The 15165-nt window shown below is 33.5% G+C and carries 15 protein-coding genes; 6 read left to right on the top strand and 9 right to left on the bottom strand.

Annotation, left to right across the window (positions count from 1 at the left end; genetic code table 11):
* Nucleotides 1-3: 3 nt before the first annotated feature.
* Nucleotides 4-867: a LysR family transcriptional regulator gene (locus FJOH_RS17100; protein ID WP_012025284.1), complete on the bottom strand. Its 864-nt coding sequence runs from the start codon at nt 865-867 to the stop codon at nt 4-6.
* A 62-nt stretch (nt 868-929) separates the two neighbouring features.
* Here FJOH_RS17100 and FJOH_RS17105 point away from each other — a divergent pair, with 62 nt between their 5' ends.
* The 4 genes from FJOH_RS17105 to ligD all read left to right on the top strand — a co-directional run bounded on the left by FJOH_RS17105 (nt 930) and on the right by ligD (nt 5485).
* Entirely contained in the window at nt 930-1457 is a 528-nt protein-coding gene (locus FJOH_RS17105; protein ID WP_012025285.1) for a GNAT family N-acetyltransferase, read from the top strand.
* Entirely contained in the window at nt 1450-2340 is an 891-nt protein-coding gene (locus FJOH_RS17110) for a DMT family transporter (protein WP_012025286.1), read from the top strand. The genes FJOH_RS17105 and FJOH_RS17110 overlap by 8 nt, the downstream gene beginning before the upstream one ends.
* A gap of 114 nt (nt 2341-2454) precedes the next feature.
* A complete protein-coding gene (locus FJOH_RS17115) occupies nt 2455-2937 on the top strand; it encodes a hypothetical protein (protein ID WP_012025287.1) in 483 nt (160 codons plus the stop codon).
* The gene (gene ligD / locus FJOH_RS17120; RefSeq protein WP_044047810.1) at nt 2924-5485 is read left to right on the top strand and encodes a DNA ligase D; all 2562 of its coding nucleotides are present in this window, start codon (nt 2924-2926) and stop codon (nt 5483-5485) included. The genes FJOH_RS17115 and ligD overlap by 14 nt, the downstream gene beginning before the upstream one ends.
* A 9-nt stretch (nt 5486-5494) precedes the next feature.
* On the opposite strand, the gene ku is transcribed toward ligD, so the two are convergent.
* The 6 genes from ku to FJOH_RS17150 all read right to left on the bottom strand — a co-directional run bounded on the left by ku (nt 5495) and on the right by FJOH_RS17150 (nt 11135).
* Entirely contained in the window at nt 5495-6274 is a 780-nt protein-coding gene (gene ku / locus FJOH_RS17125) for a non-homologous end joining protein Ku (protein ID WP_012025289.1), read from the bottom strand.
* Nucleotides 6275-6389: 115 nt separating this feature from the next.
* Nucleotides 6390-6884, bottom strand: coding sequence for a hypothetical protein (locus FJOH_RS17130; protein ID WP_012025290.1), 495 nt, complete (start codon nt 6882-6884; stop codon nt 6390-6392).
* Nucleotides 6885-7183: 299 nt separating this feature from the next.
* A complete protein-coding gene (locus FJOH_RS17135; protein ID WP_012025291.1) occupies nt 7184-8029 on the bottom strand; it encodes a helix-turn-helix domain-containing protein in 846 nt (281 codons plus the stop codon).
* 159 nt (nt 8030-8188) lie between these two features.
* Nucleotides 8189-9415, bottom strand: coding sequence for a PQQ-dependent sugar dehydrogenase (locus FJOH_RS17140; RefSeq protein WP_012025292.1), 1227 nt, complete (start codon nt 9413-9415; stop codon nt 8189-8191).
* Nucleotides 9416-9585: 170 nt separating this feature from the next.
* The gene (locus FJOH_RS17145) at nt 9586-9972 is read right to left on the bottom strand and encodes a DoxX family protein (protein WP_012025293.1); all 387 of its coding nucleotides are present in this window, start codon (nt 9970-9972) and stop codon (nt 9586-9588) included.
* Nucleotides 9973-10121: 149 nt separating this feature from the next.
* Nucleotides 10122-11135, bottom strand: a complete 1014-nt coding sequence (locus FJOH_RS17150; RefSeq protein WP_012025294.1) for a zinc-binding alcohol dehydrogenase family protein — start codon at nt 11133-11135, stop codon at nt 10122-10124.
* Between the two features lie 300 nt (nt 11136-11435).
* On the opposite strand from FJOH_RS17150, the gene FJOH_RS17155 reads away from it, so the two are divergent.
* Together FJOH_RS17155 and FJOH_RS17160 are read left to right on the top strand one after the other, a co-directional pair.
* Nucleotides 11436-11996: a GNAT family N-acetyltransferase gene (locus tag FJOH_RS17155; protein WP_012025295.1), complete on the top strand. Its 561-nt coding sequence runs from the start codon at nt 11436-11438 to the stop codon at nt 11994-11996.
* A 146-nt stretch (nt 11997-12142) separates the two neighbouring features.
* Nucleotides 12143-12577, top strand: a complete 435-nt coding sequence (locus tag FJOH_RS17160) for a DoxX family membrane protein (protein ID WP_012025296.1) — start codon at nt 12143-12145, stop codon at nt 12575-12577.
* A gap of 66 nt (nt 12578-12643) precedes the next feature.
* On the opposite strand, the gene FJOH_RS17165 is transcribed toward FJOH_RS17160, so the two are convergent.
* Both FJOH_RS17165 and FJOH_RS17170 read right to left on the bottom strand, forming a co-directional pair.
* The gene (locus FJOH_RS17165) at nt 12644-13036 is read right to left on the bottom strand and encodes a hypothetical protein (RefSeq protein WP_012025297.1); all 393 of its coding nucleotides are present in this window, start codon (nt 13034-13036) and stop codon (nt 12644-12646) included.
* Between the two features lie 81 nt (nt 13037-13117).
* Entirely contained in the window at nt 13118-15034 is a 1917-nt protein-coding gene (locus FJOH_RS17170; protein WP_012025298.1) for a tetratricopeptide repeat protein, read from the bottom strand.
* Nucleotides 15035-15165 lie beyond the last annotated feature (131 nt).

A 15165-nucleotide genomic window follows, 5' to 3' on the forward strand; every position in this document is an offset into this window, starting at 1 on the left:
AGTTTAAAGAACAACCAGTTTTAAAACATTGGCCAAAACCGGATTATGATCTTCGGCTCTCCAATTGATATAAAGATCAGTTTCTAAAGGAAGTTTGATAAATCTGATTCCTGAAATTTCATGAAAAACATACGAATCCGGTAATATCGCTATACCAAGTCCTTTTCGAACCAAAGCAATTATAGCCGAACCAAATTCAGAATGAAGATAAACTTCGGGTGCATTTTCAAAAGAGTTAAACAATCGTTGTATTAAATCGCTGTAACTGCTTCCTTCATCTGTAGTAGGCAGTATAAATTTTTGATTTGCCAATGATTCTTTCGTAAGATCTTCGGGCTTTTGATAAGGATGATTTTCTGGAACTACAATTGCTAGATTATCAGTGTAGATTTTTTCTGATTTTATATCTCTGGCGTGATTAATATCTCTTGTAATCGCCAGATCGATTTTATAATTGCGGAGAAATTCCTGCTGGTTTTCATACAAAACCTGAACCAGTTTGATTTTTAATTTGGGAAATGCATCAGAAATACGCGATAAAATATCCGGCATAATTGAAGCCGAAATAGAATCCGGATGAGAAATGGTAAGTGTACCGCTTTCGCCTAAATGAATCTGACGCGCCGATTGATGTATATACTCCAGTTTACTGAGTTCTACTTCCCATTTTTCCTGAAGAAATCTGCCGGCTGACGTAAGCTTGACATTTCGTTTATTACGTTCAAAAAGCTGAACACCAAGCTGGTTTTCAAGAGACTGAATCTGACGGCTTAAAGCCGATTGTGTAATATTCATTTTTCCGGCAGTATTCCAGAAATGAAGTTCGCGGGCCAGAGCCAGAAAATATTTAATCTGCTGTAAATCCATTGATGCAATTTACGCATTTATAAAAACAAAAAACAGATTTTAATGCATTAATAATAAAAAAAATGAACACAATAAAAGTCCGCAAAGCGCTGATTAGTGATGCTGAAAAACTTCAAAACATTGGAAGAATAACTTTTTCTGAAACATTTTCGGATGTAAATTCAGAAGAAAATATGATTAAATATCTGGATGAAAGTTTTAATCTGGAAAAAATCGCTTCTGAACTCAACAATAAAGATTCACACTTTTATTTAGCAGAATTAGACGGAGAAGTAATTGGCTATTTGAAATTAAATACTGGAGAAGCTCAAACCGAATTGAAAGAAAAAAATGTGCTCGAAATAGAACGAATTTATGTTTTAAAGGAATTTCACGGTAAAAAAATCGCTCAGGAACTTTACAATCAGGCTTTAAAAAAAGCCGAGGAAATAAAGGCACATTATATATGGCTTGGTGTCTGGGAAAAAAATTTCAGGGCAGTAAGTTTTTATACCAAAAATGGTTTTGTACAATTTGACACCCATATTTTCAGACTGGGCGATGACGAACAAACCGATTTAATGATGAAGAAAATTTTAATCAATGAATAAAAGGCAGATTTTACTGGTTTTACTTATCATTGGCACTGCCTTTTGGGGCATATCCTATTCTGTTACCAAATTAGCAATTGGAAATTTTTCGCCATCCACTTTTTTATTTTATCGCTTTTTAATGGCTGTAATGGTTCTAACTGTGATTTTCTGGAAATATGTTAGAAATACCAATTTAGAATCTATTAAAACCGGTGCAGTTTTGGCCGTTCCTATGTTTTTAGGAATTCATTTGCAGACAGTTGGTTTAAAATATACCGATGCTTCTCAATGTTCTTTTATAGCCGGATTATGTGTTATTATAATTCCGTTGATAAAACTTAGCATTTACAAAACCAGTCCGCCTTTAAAAATCTGGATAGCTGCTTTAACAGCATTATCGGGATTATTTATTATCGCTGTAAAAGACAAATTCACCATAAACCTGGGAGATCTATATACAATTGCCGGAGCCTTTGCTTTTGCAGTTTATTTAATTTCTGTAGAAAAACATTCAGCTGCAAAAAACCTTTTAACGTCAATTGTACCCATGTTTGCATTTTGTGCTTTATTCACTTTCATTTTGGCACTTACAGATCAAAACGCAGATTGGTTTCCAGAAAGAAATACATTTTGGCTTGGAGTCGTTTATTGTGCATTATTTTCTACAGCATACATGTACACCATTTCAAATATATCACAACGCTATTTATCGGCAGAAAGAGTTGCGGTAATTTATTTATTTGAACCTATTTTTGGTGCCATAGCCGCATTCTTTATTCTTGGCGAAAATCTTTCGCTTCGATTGCTTTTGGGAGGCAGTCTTATTTTTGCTGCGACTCTTATTTCCGAAGTAAACCTTAAAAACTCCAATTACAGATTAGGAATTAAAAAAACCTCTTAATCCAATTCTTACATACTGATAATTATATAATTACAACTTTTAATAGTATAAGCACAATAAGCTTTTCTGAAATAACTTTGATATACGATTCAATTTAATTTCAGAAAAGCTTGTATGGTTATATATATCATTATACAATTACTGCTGGTTTCTATTGCCGCAACTTCAGCCATGACTTGGTTTAGTTACGCTATGTCAAAAAACTTTAGGGAATTGTATAAAGAACCTGTATTACTTGCTTTTGTTTTAGAGAAATTAAAACTGAATCTTACAGAACAATCAAAAAAAACTTGGGGCTGGTTACTGCATTATATAATCGGTTTTTTGTTTGTTCTTGGGTATCACATTATTTGGGTAAAGGACATATTACCAATTTCTCCGTTAAGTGCTCTCCTACTAGGAGTAATAAGCGGTGTGATTGGTATTATCAGCTGGGTATTTATGTTTAAAATAACCCATCATCAACCCCCAATTGACTTTAAAGGTTATTATATTCAGCTGTTCTTTGCTCATATAATTTTTGCTATTGTCGCAACAGTTCTCTACTCTATTACAATGACAATTTTAATATTAACAAATGCCTATGTCACTGTCTAAATACAACGAAAAGAGAGATTTTAAGCAAACACGCGAGCCAAAAGGCAAGGTTGAAAAATCGGCCAATGAATTGATTTTTGTCGTTCAAAAACATGCTGCATCGCATTTGCATTATGATTTTAGACTGGAAATGAACGGCGTTCTCAAAAGCTGGGCAGTTCCAAAAGGTCCTTCAATGGATCCCGAAGTAAAACGTCTTGCTATGATGGTCGAAGATCATCCTTACAGTTATAAAGATTTTGAAGGAACAATTCCGGCCGGAAACTATGGCGCCGGAAATGTAATTGTATGGGATAACGGTACGTATACTTCTGACGAAAAAACAGCTTCTGATGAAAAACAGCTTTTAGCCGATCTTAAAAAAGGCCGTCTGAGTTTTGTCTTAAAAGGAAAAAAACTTAAAGGCGAATTTTCATTGGTAAAACTTCATGGAAAACAGGAAAATGCCTGGCTTTTAATCAAAAAACAGGATAAATATGCTTCAGAATCAGATATATTAGAAAAAGACAAATCGGTTATTTCTAAAAGAAGTCTGGAAGAACTGGAGAAAAAATCAGATAAGATGACCGCCAAATCTGAAGAAAAAGAAACCAAACTAAAAGCCATAAAAAAAAAGCCTAAAGCAAAAACTATAAAAGCCGAATTCATCAAACCGATGCTTGCCAATACTACAGAAAAACCTTTTGATGACGAGGAATGGATTTTTGAAAATAAATACGACGGTTACCGTACGATTGCTGTTGTTAACTCTGATAAAACAGCATTATTCAGCAGAAATAAAATTTCTTTTGATATCAATTTTAAACCCATTGCAGACGAATTAAAAAAAATAGATCATACCGTAGTTCTCGATGGCGAAATTGTAGTGGAAAATAAATCTGGACGAGCCGATTTTCAACTGCTTCAAAACTATTTAAAAACCGGAATTGGAAATTTAAAATATTATGTTTTTGATTTACTCAATTTAGACGGAAATGAGGTGACAGAATTGTCTCTCCTCGATCGAAAAGAACTTCTTAAAATTTTATTTAATAAATATTCTTTTTCGAATATTTTCTATTCTGAACATACAATTGCAAATGGAATTGAGCAATTTGAAAAAGCGCGAAAAAATAACAGCGAAGGAATAATTGCCAAAAAAGCAGACAGTTCTTATACCGCTGGCGGAAGAAGCAATAACTGGCTGAAAATAAAGATTTCTAACGAAGAAGAAGCCATTATTATCGGGATTACAGAACCCAAAAATTCCCGAAAATATTTTGGCGCAATTTTGCTGGGTCAATACAACGGTAAAAATCTGCAATATATAGGGAAATGCGGCACTGGATTTACCGAAGCTGTTTTAAAAGAACTTTATACTAAATTAAAACCTCTTTTTACAGATCAATCACCATTGCAGGAAAAAGTTCCTTTACGGGATACTATTCAATGGGTAAAGCCCAAATTAGTCTGTCAGGTAAAATACTCTGAATGGACGCAGGATAACAATTTAAGACATCCGGTTTATCTGGGATTACGAATTGACAAAAAAGCCCAAGAGGTTGTTTTTAATGGAAATGACAACACTAAAACTATAAATCACAATCAGGAAAAAATGGAAAATTTAAAAGAACATACAACTGAAAATGATTACGATTTAAAAATTGGAAAAACGATACTCCATTTAACCAATCAAAATAAAATTTATTTCCCGCAGGACGGAATTACAAAAGGCGATATTATTCAATATTATAATGAAGCCGCACCGTTAATGCTGCCCTATTTAAAAGACCGTCCAGAATCGATGAACCGTTTTCCTAACGGAATTGATTCGCCTGGTTTTTACCAAAAAGATATTGATGCCGACAAAACTCCAAAATGGCTGAAAACCAAAAAAATCTTTTCAGAATCAAACGATGCCGATGTTAATTATCTTATTTGTAATGATAAAGAAACGCTGCTTTATATGGCAAATTTGGGCTGTATTGAAATCAATCCGTGGAATTCCACTATAAAAAACATTTCGAATCCGGATTGGCTGGTAATCGATTTAGATCCTGCGAAAGAAGATGATTTTAAATCTGTAATCGAAACAGCATTAGTAGTTAAAGAAGTTATGGATGAATTGCAAACCGAGTGTTTGTGCAAAACTTCCGGAGCTTCAGGACTGCATATTTATATACCGCTTGGCGCACAATACGACTATGATTCTATTAAAATCCTGGCCGAATTAATTGCAAAAGAAGTACATACAAGACTGCCTAAAACTACTTCAATTGAACGAAGCATCAAGAAAAGAAAAAATAAATTGTATATCGATTTTCTTCAAAACCGAAGAGGACAAACTTTGGCCGCGCCCTACTCTGTCCGCCCGCAACCAGGCGCAACAGTTTCGACTCCGTTAGAATGGAATGAAGTAAATGAAAAACTTCATCCGTCGCAGTTTACGATAAAAAATGTATTGCAGCGTTTTGAGAAAAAGGGTGATTTATGGAAACCTGTTTTGTCAAAAGGTGCCAATATCAAAAAGATTATCAAGAAATTAGAGGAAAAACAACTGGAAAATTAAAATCTAAGACTAAGAAGATTTTTTCTTCTTAGTCTCTAAACTGGCTTTTAACATTGACATTAAATCGTCGCCTTGTTTATGAACCACTTTCATTTTAGGAGCCGTTTTTTGAACTTTCCCTTTGGCTTTCTTTTTAATAATATCCAAAAGTTTGGTTGTATATTCGTCTTTAAAACCTGTAATATCAAACTTTTCAGTAAGCTGGTCGATTAGTTTTTCGGCCATATCCATTTCTTTTGTTGCTTTTTTAGAAATCGGAGGCAGGTTTAATTCATCGGTGCTTCGTATTTCCTGTTCAAATCGAATTCGGTTTAATACAATCACATTTTTGTACGGTTTTAAAATGGCAAGGCTTTCTTTGTTTCGCAAAACAAAACGCGTAACTCCTACTTTTCCGGAAGCTTGCAGTGCATCACGAAGCAGTCCGTAGGCATTCATTGCGCCTTTGTCTGGTTCTAGATAATACGGCTGTTCGTAATAAATACTTTCAATTTCTTTTTCTAAAACAAAACTTTCAATATCAATTGTCTTGGTTTTAATGGCATCTGCCGCTTCAAAATCAGAATCGTCTAGGATTACATATTTATCATTCAGCATGTACCCTTTTACAATATTGGCAAAATCGACTTCTTTGCCTGTATTTTCATTGACACGTTTAAACTTAATGTTTGCATTGTCTTTTTTATCCAGCATATCCATATCAAGACTGCTTTCCTGAACTGCCGAAAACATTTTTATTGGAATATTAATTAACCCAAAACTCACTGAACCTGTCCATATCGATCTCATAATTTTTTCCTTTAAATTTCACTTAAAAGTAAATCACATCAATCAATATTGCTTTATACTATCATAGGAATGTTTTATAAAATACAAACTCAAAATCAACACTCTAAACCTAACATCAGTGTAGTTTTTTCTTGAAATAAATTTGTTTTTCTATAGTGTTTTCCTGAAACTCAAATTCCTTATAGTCTAAAGCTTTTAGTGTTTTAATTAAAACTTCGTCAACAGCAAAAGCTTTTACCCAAATTAAATCGTGTTTTCGCTGCGATGCAATTTCTTCGGCACGTTTAAAAAGCACTGCTAAATCTTCTTCATTAAAATAAATAATGTCTTTTAAACAAATTGCTTTTTCTGCTTCGAGATTTTCATTGGAAAGTCTGGACGAATCCAGCTTTAAAAATGACTGCGGATTTTCGCCTTCATAAACCATCAGAATTTCAATTGAAAAATCATTCTGTATTCGAAACAGTTCTTTTTGAGAAAATCTTTCTTCTGCAGTTTGTACCGCTGCATCTTTCTGTTCAAATAAACGCTCATAAAACTGAAGTGCCTGGTTCTCCATCCAAAACACATTATCATTAATTATAACTACAAATCGTGCCGTTTTACTCATATCTTTTTTAGTATTGATGAAGAAGCAAATTTGCAGGGATTCTGGTTTTAAGAAAAGAGCAATATGACGGTTCTTTTGTGCAAAAAGGCTTTTTTTTTTAAGGTTCTAAGGGGCTGAGGATCTAAGGTACTGAGTTTTTATACTTTTTGATTTAATCTCGCAAAGTCGCAGAGTCGCAAAAACTATAGTCTTACCAAACTTTAATAAGTTTTAAATTAAGAAAAAAACTTTGCGACTCTGCGACTTTGCGAGATTCAAAAAAAACTAAAAACCGGGACTGCGACTGAAAACAAAAAAAACTACTTCCGATATTCTAAAGGTGAAATACCAGTATGATTTTTAAAAAACCTTCCAAAAGCGGATTGATTTTGAAAGTTCAATTCGTCGCTGATTTGATTGATGGTTAAGCTTTTATTCTGCAATAAAACTTTAGCTTCCAGAATTACGACTTCATTAATCCAGTCGCTTGCGGTTTTGCCGCTGTTCTTTTTAATTACTTCTGACAGGTGTTTTCGGGTTACGTTTAAGGAATCGGCATAATACTCGACTGACCTTTGTTTTAGGAAATCTTTAAAAAGAAGTTTTTTAAAATTTTCGAATATTGGATTTTGAGTTCCTCCAGCAGAAACGGCTTCCTGAACCGAATCGAGCTCGTATATCAAAATATACAGATAACTTATTAACGTCGCCGATTGATGCTTAGAATCGCCTTCTAAAAGTTCTTTAATCAAATTGAAAATGCGCTCAAATTTAATTTTTAAACTTCCTTTCAGTTCTAGAACATTATTATTTTCGAAAAATTCATATTGCGATAAAAAGAAAACATTTGTCTGGGTTTCCAGAAAAAACTGCGGTTTAAAGAATATAATATCAATTAAAATTTCATCGCTGTTTTTGGTAAAACTTCTCGTTACTGTTGGGCCCAAAGCAATGACAGCAGGCGCATGGATTATTTTTTTATCCAAATGTGTCTGCACTATAATTGAACCCTTTCTTAAAAATTCAATTGCATAGCTTTCTGCACGATACGGTTCACTTATGTAGGGATGTTCTGTGGTTTGAGTGTAGAAATAATCCTCTTTATCAGTACTCGAAAAAAGGCTTTTATGCTTTGTTAAGGAATACGTTTGAATTTTATTTTTCAAAGTTGTCTTTTGTAATAATGATACTCAAAGATAACGAATGAAAGCGATATGAAAAGAAACAAAAATGGCGCAAAAAGCGCCATTTCTAAATTTATAAGATAATTAACCATTAACAATCAACCATCAACAATTAACCATCAACAATTAACCATCAACAATTTATTTCTTATCTATTTTATAAAGTCTTCCCTGATCTGTTACGGCATATAAAGCTCCATCGCCTCCTTGCGTTATATCTCTAAAACGCTGGCCTTCGCCTGCCAGAAGTCTTTCTTCTCCCACAACTTTATTGTCTTTAATTACCAATCTTGCAATATGCTGACCACTTAAAGAACCAATGAAAAGGTTGTTTTCCCATTCCGGCACACGATTTCCTGTGTAAAAAGTCATACCGCTTGGAGAAATAACCGGATCCCAGTAATAAACCGGCTGTTCCATTCCTTCTTTCTGCTGGATAGCGTCACCAATTGGATCACCGCTGTATTCAATTCCATAAGTAATAGTCGGCCATCCGTAATTAGAACCTGCTTTTAAACGGTTCAACTCATCACCTCCTCTTGGTCCGTGTTCACTTTGCCAGATCTCTTTTGTAACCGGGTGAATTGCTAATCCCTGCGGATTTCTATGTCCGTATGTGTACAGCTCAGGTAAAGCTCCGGCACCGCTAAAAGTTGGATTTCCAGAAGCCGGCTGTCCGTCTTTTGTAATTCTTAAAACTTTACCTAAACTTGCTGTAAGCGACTGCGCCAAAGGTCGGGTTTGTAAAACCGAACGTTCTCCAGTACTAACAATAAGATTTCCTGTCTGGTCAAAAAGAATACGTCCGCCATAATGAAGATCACTAGGATTTGCAGGGCTTGAGCGGTAAATAACCGTTGCATTTTCGATTGTTTTTTCGTTAGCAGCCAGTTTTCCTTTGGCTACAGATGAAATATTTCCACCTGTTACAGCTTCAGAAAATACCCAGTAAATCATTCTGTTCGATGCAAAATCCGGATCAAGACATAAACCTAACAAACCTCCCTGATTAGCAGGATTTACAGCCGGAAGACCCGTAATTGGTTCACTTACCACTCCGGCAGTTGTTACAATACGTAAAGTTCCTGTTGTTTTTTGAGTCACCAAAAGACGACCGTCAGGAAGCGCTTTAACGCCCCACGGACTTGTTAGTGCACTTGTAATAATATCAGCTTTAAATTCTGTATCAGTCGTCATACCAGCAATTCTGGTTTGTCCGTTAAATGCAGGTTTATATTGAGTATTTGCAGGATTAGTTTCTACAGGATCTGTTACTGTTCCGCCTCCGTTTGCAGGAGTATCATCGTTGTTGCAGCTAAAGGCAAATAATGCACTCGAAAGAATAAAAATGTACTTTAAATTTTTCATAGTAGTTATTTATTAAATTAATTTGGGTTATAAGCGTCAAATGTCTAAAATTAAAAACGGCTTATTTTATATAATTTAAGGAAAGACTTACAGAATTCTTATCAGTAAACATAAAAAAAGACCGTTTTAAATAAAAACGGCCTCTTTTAGTATATAGTATTAAAAAGATATTAATCCCATTTATTGGTTTTAGAAACAGCATATTTTCCTGCTCCTGTAAAAAACAATCCAACTGAACCTAAAAGGTAAAGCATCAACAATTCGTTTGCATAACCTCCGTGTTCGCTGATTGAGAAAATATCCTGAGCATGTGCTACGGCAATGGCAACGACACAAGTTACAGCAAGAAGAACTGCAGCAATTCTGGTACGGAAACCTAATAAAATAGCAATTGGAGCTAAAACTTCTCCAACATAAACAGAATATCCAAATGCTCCCATATTGTCTACAAGGAAAGAAATTCCATGAAGAACTTTAGAAATTCCGTGAAATAGCATTAAACCTCCAACGCTGATTCTGATTAGTAATAATCCAAGGTCTGTGTTTTTTGAAATCATAACAATTTTGTTTTGGTTTTTAAAAATTAAATACAAATTTGGCTTGTAAGGCCGCTAAAATACAAAAATTGTTAAGATAAAAAATACGTTATTTAAATTAATTCTAAATAACTAACCTTATATATCATACACCGTCCAGAATGCTGTTTTTAAAATTTTATTGCAATTTTTCCAATTGTTTTTCCGGACTCTAAAAGCTGATGTGCTTTTATTAAATTTTCAGCAGTAAGTCCTTTATATGTTTCTTTTAAAGTCGTTTTTAAAACACCTTCATCTAATAGATCGGCTATTTTGTTTAAAATATGATGCTGATCGATCATGTCTTCTGTTTGAAACATTGAACGTGTGTACATCAATTCCCATGAAAATGAAACACTTTTACCTTTCAATTTATTCAAAACAACGGGTTCAGCACTTCCGGTAATTGAAGCAATATGTCCCTGAGGTTTTATTAATTCGGCCATAATGTCCCAATACGCATTGGTATCAACAAAGTCTAAAATGAAATCTACGTTTTGAAAACCAGCTTCTCTAACCGATTCAATTAAGTTTTTATGATCGACAACAAAATCAGCTCCCTGTTTTTTACACCGGTCAATGGTTTCCGGACGTGAAGCGGTGGCAATAACTGTTAATCCTGCAATTTTCTTAGCCAGCTGAATAGCGATAGAGCCCACACCACCGGCACCTCCAATAATAAGAATTGATTTTCCTTTGTCTTTTTCAGGATTAATTCGGATTCTGTCAAACAGAATTTCCCAAGCTGTTAATCCTGTTAACGGAATAGCAGCTGCTTCGGCATCAGTTAAGGATGTTGGTTTATTTCCAACAATTCTTTCGTCAATAATTTGGTATTCGGCGTTGCTTCCTTGTTTGGTGATATCTCCGGCATAATATACTAAGTCGCCAACATCAAATAAAGTTACTTTTTCGCCAACGGCCTGCACAATTCCAACTGCATCCCAGCCAATAATTTTTGGGGTTTCTAATACGGTGTCTTTTGCGGCGCTCTGACGAATTTTAAAATCGACCGGATTTACTGAAATCGCATCAATTTTTACTAATAAATCGTGCGGACCAGGCGTTGGTTTTACAGTTTCAAATTCAATAAAACTGTCTTTTTCTTCTATTGATAATGAGGTTTTGAATCCTATTGCTTTCATTGTTTCTAAATTTTGGTTTAAATATACTAACAAAGATACAAGCGGTTTGATTCTTATAATTGGTATAATTTTATGCAATATTTGTACAAATTCAGCATTTTTTTAAAGGCCTAAAATTCTAAGTTCTTAAGATGCTGCGTTTATTTCTCACGCAGATTGGGCAGATTGAGCTGATGTTTACTGAAAAAAATTAAACACATAGAAACATAGCTAAACAACTTATGGATATCGTGGCAAAGAAAAACCAGGGTTCTATGTGTTTATAAAGCATTAAATTTGCTAAACAAAAATCTTTTAAAAATGAATATCAGAAAAGCCGAAATATCCGATTCTAAATATATTGCTCCTATATTATTATTAGCAATGGAAGACATAATTTACAAGTTTATTGCTAAAAAAGATTACGCCGCTGCGAAAGACTTTCTGGAGTATTTCGCTTCAAGAGAAAACAATCAATATTCTTATCAAAATTGTTTTGTTGCTGAAGAAAATAATGAAATTATTGGTGCAGTAAATATTTATAATGGATCTGATATAGAAGCATTACGCGCTCCTATTGTCGATTATGTACGAAAGAATTATAATCCTGAATTTAATCCCGAATTTGAAACCCGCGCCGGAGAGTTTTATATAGATTCATTAGGTGTCAATCCAAATCATCAGGGAAAAGGAATTGGTTCTAAAATACTTCGTTTTTTAATTGATGAATTTGTACATAAAAACCAGCAGACTTTAGGACTTCTTGTTGAAGAAGATAATCCTTTGGCAAAAAGTCTTTATTTAAAGCTGGGATTTGAAATAGTGGGCGAAAAAACTCTGGTTGGCAAAAAGCTAGAACATCTTCAAATAAGTCATAAATAAAAACTCTATTCCTTGTTTTGTGCATTTTATCGTTTATTTTAAACAATTTGACGATAATTCTGTCGTTATAAAAAACAATGAGGCTTTTTTTCTAAATTTTGAAAAAGCCTTTTAATGACATATTGAAATAAAAACTAATAATCAGAATGAAAAACATAACCATATTAGAAGCAGGTTTAATTTTAAGAATAGTTTTAGCAATTACAATGCTTTCAGCGGTGGCTGATCGATTTGGAATTTGGGGAGCGCCGGGTTCAAACGGTGTTGCTTGGGGAAATTGGGAAAATTTTGTTGTTTATACACAAACCCTCAATCCTTTTGCAACTAAATCTGTGGCAGAAATACTAGGATCTATTGCTACTTTCTTCGAAGTTTTATTATCGCTTTTATTACTTTTTGGATTCAAAACCAGAATCGCCGCTTTAGGAACTGCTTTTTTGATGCTGCTTTTCGCATTGGCTATGGCAATTTCAGTTTCGGTAAAAGCCCCTTTTGATTATTCGGTTTTAACGAGTGCCGCTGCGGCATTACTGCTTTCTACAATTGGAAAAACTGTTTTTGCAGTAGATAACAGAATATAAACACAAAAGGGATAGATTACTCTATCCCTTTCTGCCCCAACAAAATATTTAAAACACCATTAATTCCTACAATAGGGATTCTACATAACTTGCAATTTGTGAGTCTGTTTGGTAACTAAAAGAGGACTGAACTAATTGGACGGTTAAAAACAATGTGTCCTCTTTTAGTTCCACCTTAACATCGTCATTATTTTCAGAATTGGTTAAATGAATTGTACTTATTTTATCCTGAAGTGCTTCTTTTCCCATATCATCAATACAAATCTTTTTTACAAATGATTCTACATCATCAAAAACATATTCCAGTCTTGATAATGGATATTCGTCATAAGCTGTAAAAGTATTCCAGTCAATATCTACTTTAATATCATAACCGGCTCTTTCTTTTAATTTTGCTTCAAAAGCCGGAAGTTTTTCTACTTTAATTGATTCTGCTAAACGTTTTTCTGCTAATCCCATATTGATTTTAGTTATTAATTACGCTGGCAAATGTATCTTCCGGATTTATTTCCTGCATCACTATAAATAGTGATTTTTACTTTAATGATTTATCAAATCAATTATTCCCTTGTTCATTAAAATTTCAGATAACATATCAGATTCATAGCCCATCATTTTAGCTTTTCTAGCTTCTTTTAAAGCTTTTGCCGGATCTTTTAGTTTATAATACATTTCTCCCAGATTGCAGACAAAAATGGGTTCTTTAGGATTTATTTCGATTGCTTTTTCAAAATAAGGAAGTGATTCTTCATAACGCAGTTCCCGATCTAAAATACAACCGTAATTATTGTAAATAAGAGCATTAACCGGTGGTTCATGTTCCGTTTTTGCAATAAAGTAATCTCTTTTACTGTAACAAGTTTCAAAACCTTTTGTATACCAAAGTATTCGTGCTTCCAGAAAATAAGCCGATGCATATTGAGGATCTATAACTTGTAAAGCTTCGCAATTCTTTTGGGCGGCTTTATAATTTTTCGCAAAAACAAAATCCCAGCCTTCTTTTAAAAGTGTACGTTTTGTATTGTCCATTCTTTTTTCAAGCAGTTCTTCGTCCATTTCCTTTTTGCGGTATTCATCAATTTCAATTTCCCAATCCTTAAAAAGAACTTTTTTTGCATTGGAAGAAATTGTAAAAACAAGATCTTTTGGATTACTGTCTTTAAAATCAAGAGAAAACAAAACCCTGTTTTCAAAATCATCAGGTAAAACCTGTTCAATAAACTGATTTAGTTTTTGTGTATTTATGTGCAGTTTCAGCCACGGAAATAAATAGGAACCTCTATAAACAAATGTGATTTTTTTAGGCAGATAACGCGGTGAAATTTCTGCTGCAGCTTTTTCTATCTTGTAATTTCTAAAATTTATGTCGGTAATTTCCAAATAATGATTTTCATCTAAACCTGAAAACTCTAAATTCCAAATTACTGATTTATCTTTCAGTTCGAAACGTTCCTGAATATTATTTGATTTTCTGATGCTTTCAATTAACTGAGAAAAATGCTCTTTGTTATTATAATATTTATGACTAAGCTGATGTGTTATAATTTTTTCATTCTTTTCTTCTTCACTTATTTCGGTTGGTTTATTAGTCGAAAAGTCAAGCAAAACCTTGTCATCATTATATAATTTAAAACCTCCGTTTAGATAAATATGAAGATAAGTGCGTTTTATTTTTTGTCCTCTAATGTTTTTGGATTCATTCAAAGGATATTTCTCTTCTTCGAGTTTTAATTTATTAAAAGGGAAAGGAATATTGATTTTATAATATTGATCTTCGATTATAGAATACCATGAAATTTCAAAACGATCTGTATCAAAAGGAATATGAATTAAACCTGAAAAAGCAGATTGCTGCAAATGATAATATTTAGAAGATATTTCCATTTCTGCTAATTCTTGATCTGAATAAAATGGAATATTATTTTCTACTTCTATATCAGAAATTAAATGTTTACCCGAATTTATAAAGGCAATCGAATCAATATACATAAGATGTTCTCTGTCGTGATAAACACTAAATGAGGCTTTTAAATAAGTATTAGCCAAACGAACTTTTGCATAATAATGCGACCCGAAATAATAAGTATAATAAACTATTGGCGTTCCCAGCAGAATGGTTAACCAGATTGAAAAATACAAACCGTTAAATAGTGCTGTTTTTTGATACTGCACCAAAGCATAAACACCATAATCTGCAAAGAGTAAAAATGCTGTGAGAAGAAAAACTCCTGTCAGGAATTCTAAAGTAATTCCGGCGCGGGATCTTCCATAATAATAAAAGTAAAAATAACCGCACCAGGCAAGTGCTGCATTAAAAAACACTGCAAATCCCAGTCCGATAAAATAAAGCAGTACATAACTTATAAGTGTGGCCGCACACAATAATCCGACTGGAAAGAAAATTTCGCCGCTAAAATAAACGGGATCAACTTTTTTATACGAACGGTAAGTTTTCATGATATTCTTGAGTTAAAAAAGCAAATGTAAAGGTTCGCTAAACCACATAAGTCATCATAAATAGTGATTTTTAAAAAGTAATATTCAAAAAAAAACAGAAGTAATTTTAAAAATTACTTCTGTTAAAAAAA

The sequence above is a fragment of the Flavobacterium johnsoniae UW101 genome (assembly GCF_000016645.1).
Taxonomy (GTDB): domain Bacteria; phylum Bacteroidota; class Bacteroidia; order Flavobacteriales; family Flavobacteriaceae; genus Flavobacterium; species Flavobacterium johnsoniae.

What these genes read in the sequence shown, in the direction of transcription:
- FJOH_RS17100 (WP_012025284.1), bottom strand. Translation starts at nt 867, where the DNA reads ATGGATTTACAGCAGATTAAATATTTTCTGGCTCTGGCCCGCGAACTT.
- FJOH_RS17105 (WP_012025285.1), top strand. Translation starts at nt 930, where the DNA reads ATGAACACAATAAAAGTCCGCAAAGCGCTGATTAGTGATGCTGAAAAA.
- FJOH_RS17110 (WP_012025286.1), top strand. Translation starts at nt 1,450, where the DNA reads ATGAATAAAAGGCAGATTTTACTGGTTTTACTTATCATTGGCACTGCC.
- FJOH_RS17115 (WP_012025287.1), top strand. Translation starts at nt 2,455, where the DNA reads ATGGTTATATATATCATTATACAATTACTGCTGGTTTCTATTGCCGCA.
- ligD (WP_044047810.1), top strand. Translation starts at nt 2,924, where the DNA reads ATGTCACTGTCTAAATACAACGAAAAGAGAGATTTTAAGCAAACACGC.
- ku (WP_012025289.1), bottom strand. Translation starts at nt 6,274, where the DNA reads ATGAGATCGATATGGACAGGTTCAGTGAGTTTTGGGTTAATTAATATT.
- FJOH_RS17130 (WP_012025290.1), bottom strand. Translation starts at nt 6,884, where the DNA reads ATGAGTAAAACGGCACGATTTGTAGTTATAATTAATGATAATGTGTTT.
- FJOH_RS17140 (WP_012025292.1), bottom strand. Translation starts at nt 9,415, where the DNA reads ATGAAAAATTTAAAGTACATTTTTATTCTTTCGAGTGCATTATTTGCC.
- FJOH_RS17145 (WP_012025293.1), bottom strand. Translation starts at nt 9,972, where the DNA reads ATGATTTCAAAAAACACAGACCTTGGATTATTACTAATCAGAATCAGC.
- FJOH_RS17150 (WP_012025294.1), bottom strand. Translation starts at nt 11,135, where the DNA reads ATGAAAGCAATAGGATTCAAAACCTCATTATCAATAGAAGAAAAAGAC.
- FJOH_RS17155 (WP_012025295.1), top strand. Translation starts at nt 11,436, where the DNA reads ATGAATATCAGAAAAGCCGAAATATCCGATTCTAAATATATTGCTCCT.
- FJOH_RS17160 (WP_012025296.1), top strand. Translation starts at nt 12,143, where the DNA reads ATGAAAAACATAACCATATTAGAAGCAGGTTTAATTTTAAGAATAGTT.
- FJOH_RS17165 (WP_012025297.1), bottom strand. Translation starts at nt 13,036, where the DNA reads ATGGGATTAGCAGAAAAACGTTTAGCAGAATCAATTAAAGTAGAAAAA.
- FJOH_RS17170 (WP_012025298.1), bottom strand. Translation starts at nt 15,034, where the DNA reads ATGAAAACTTACCGTTCGTATAAAAAAGTTGATCCCGTTTATTTTAGC.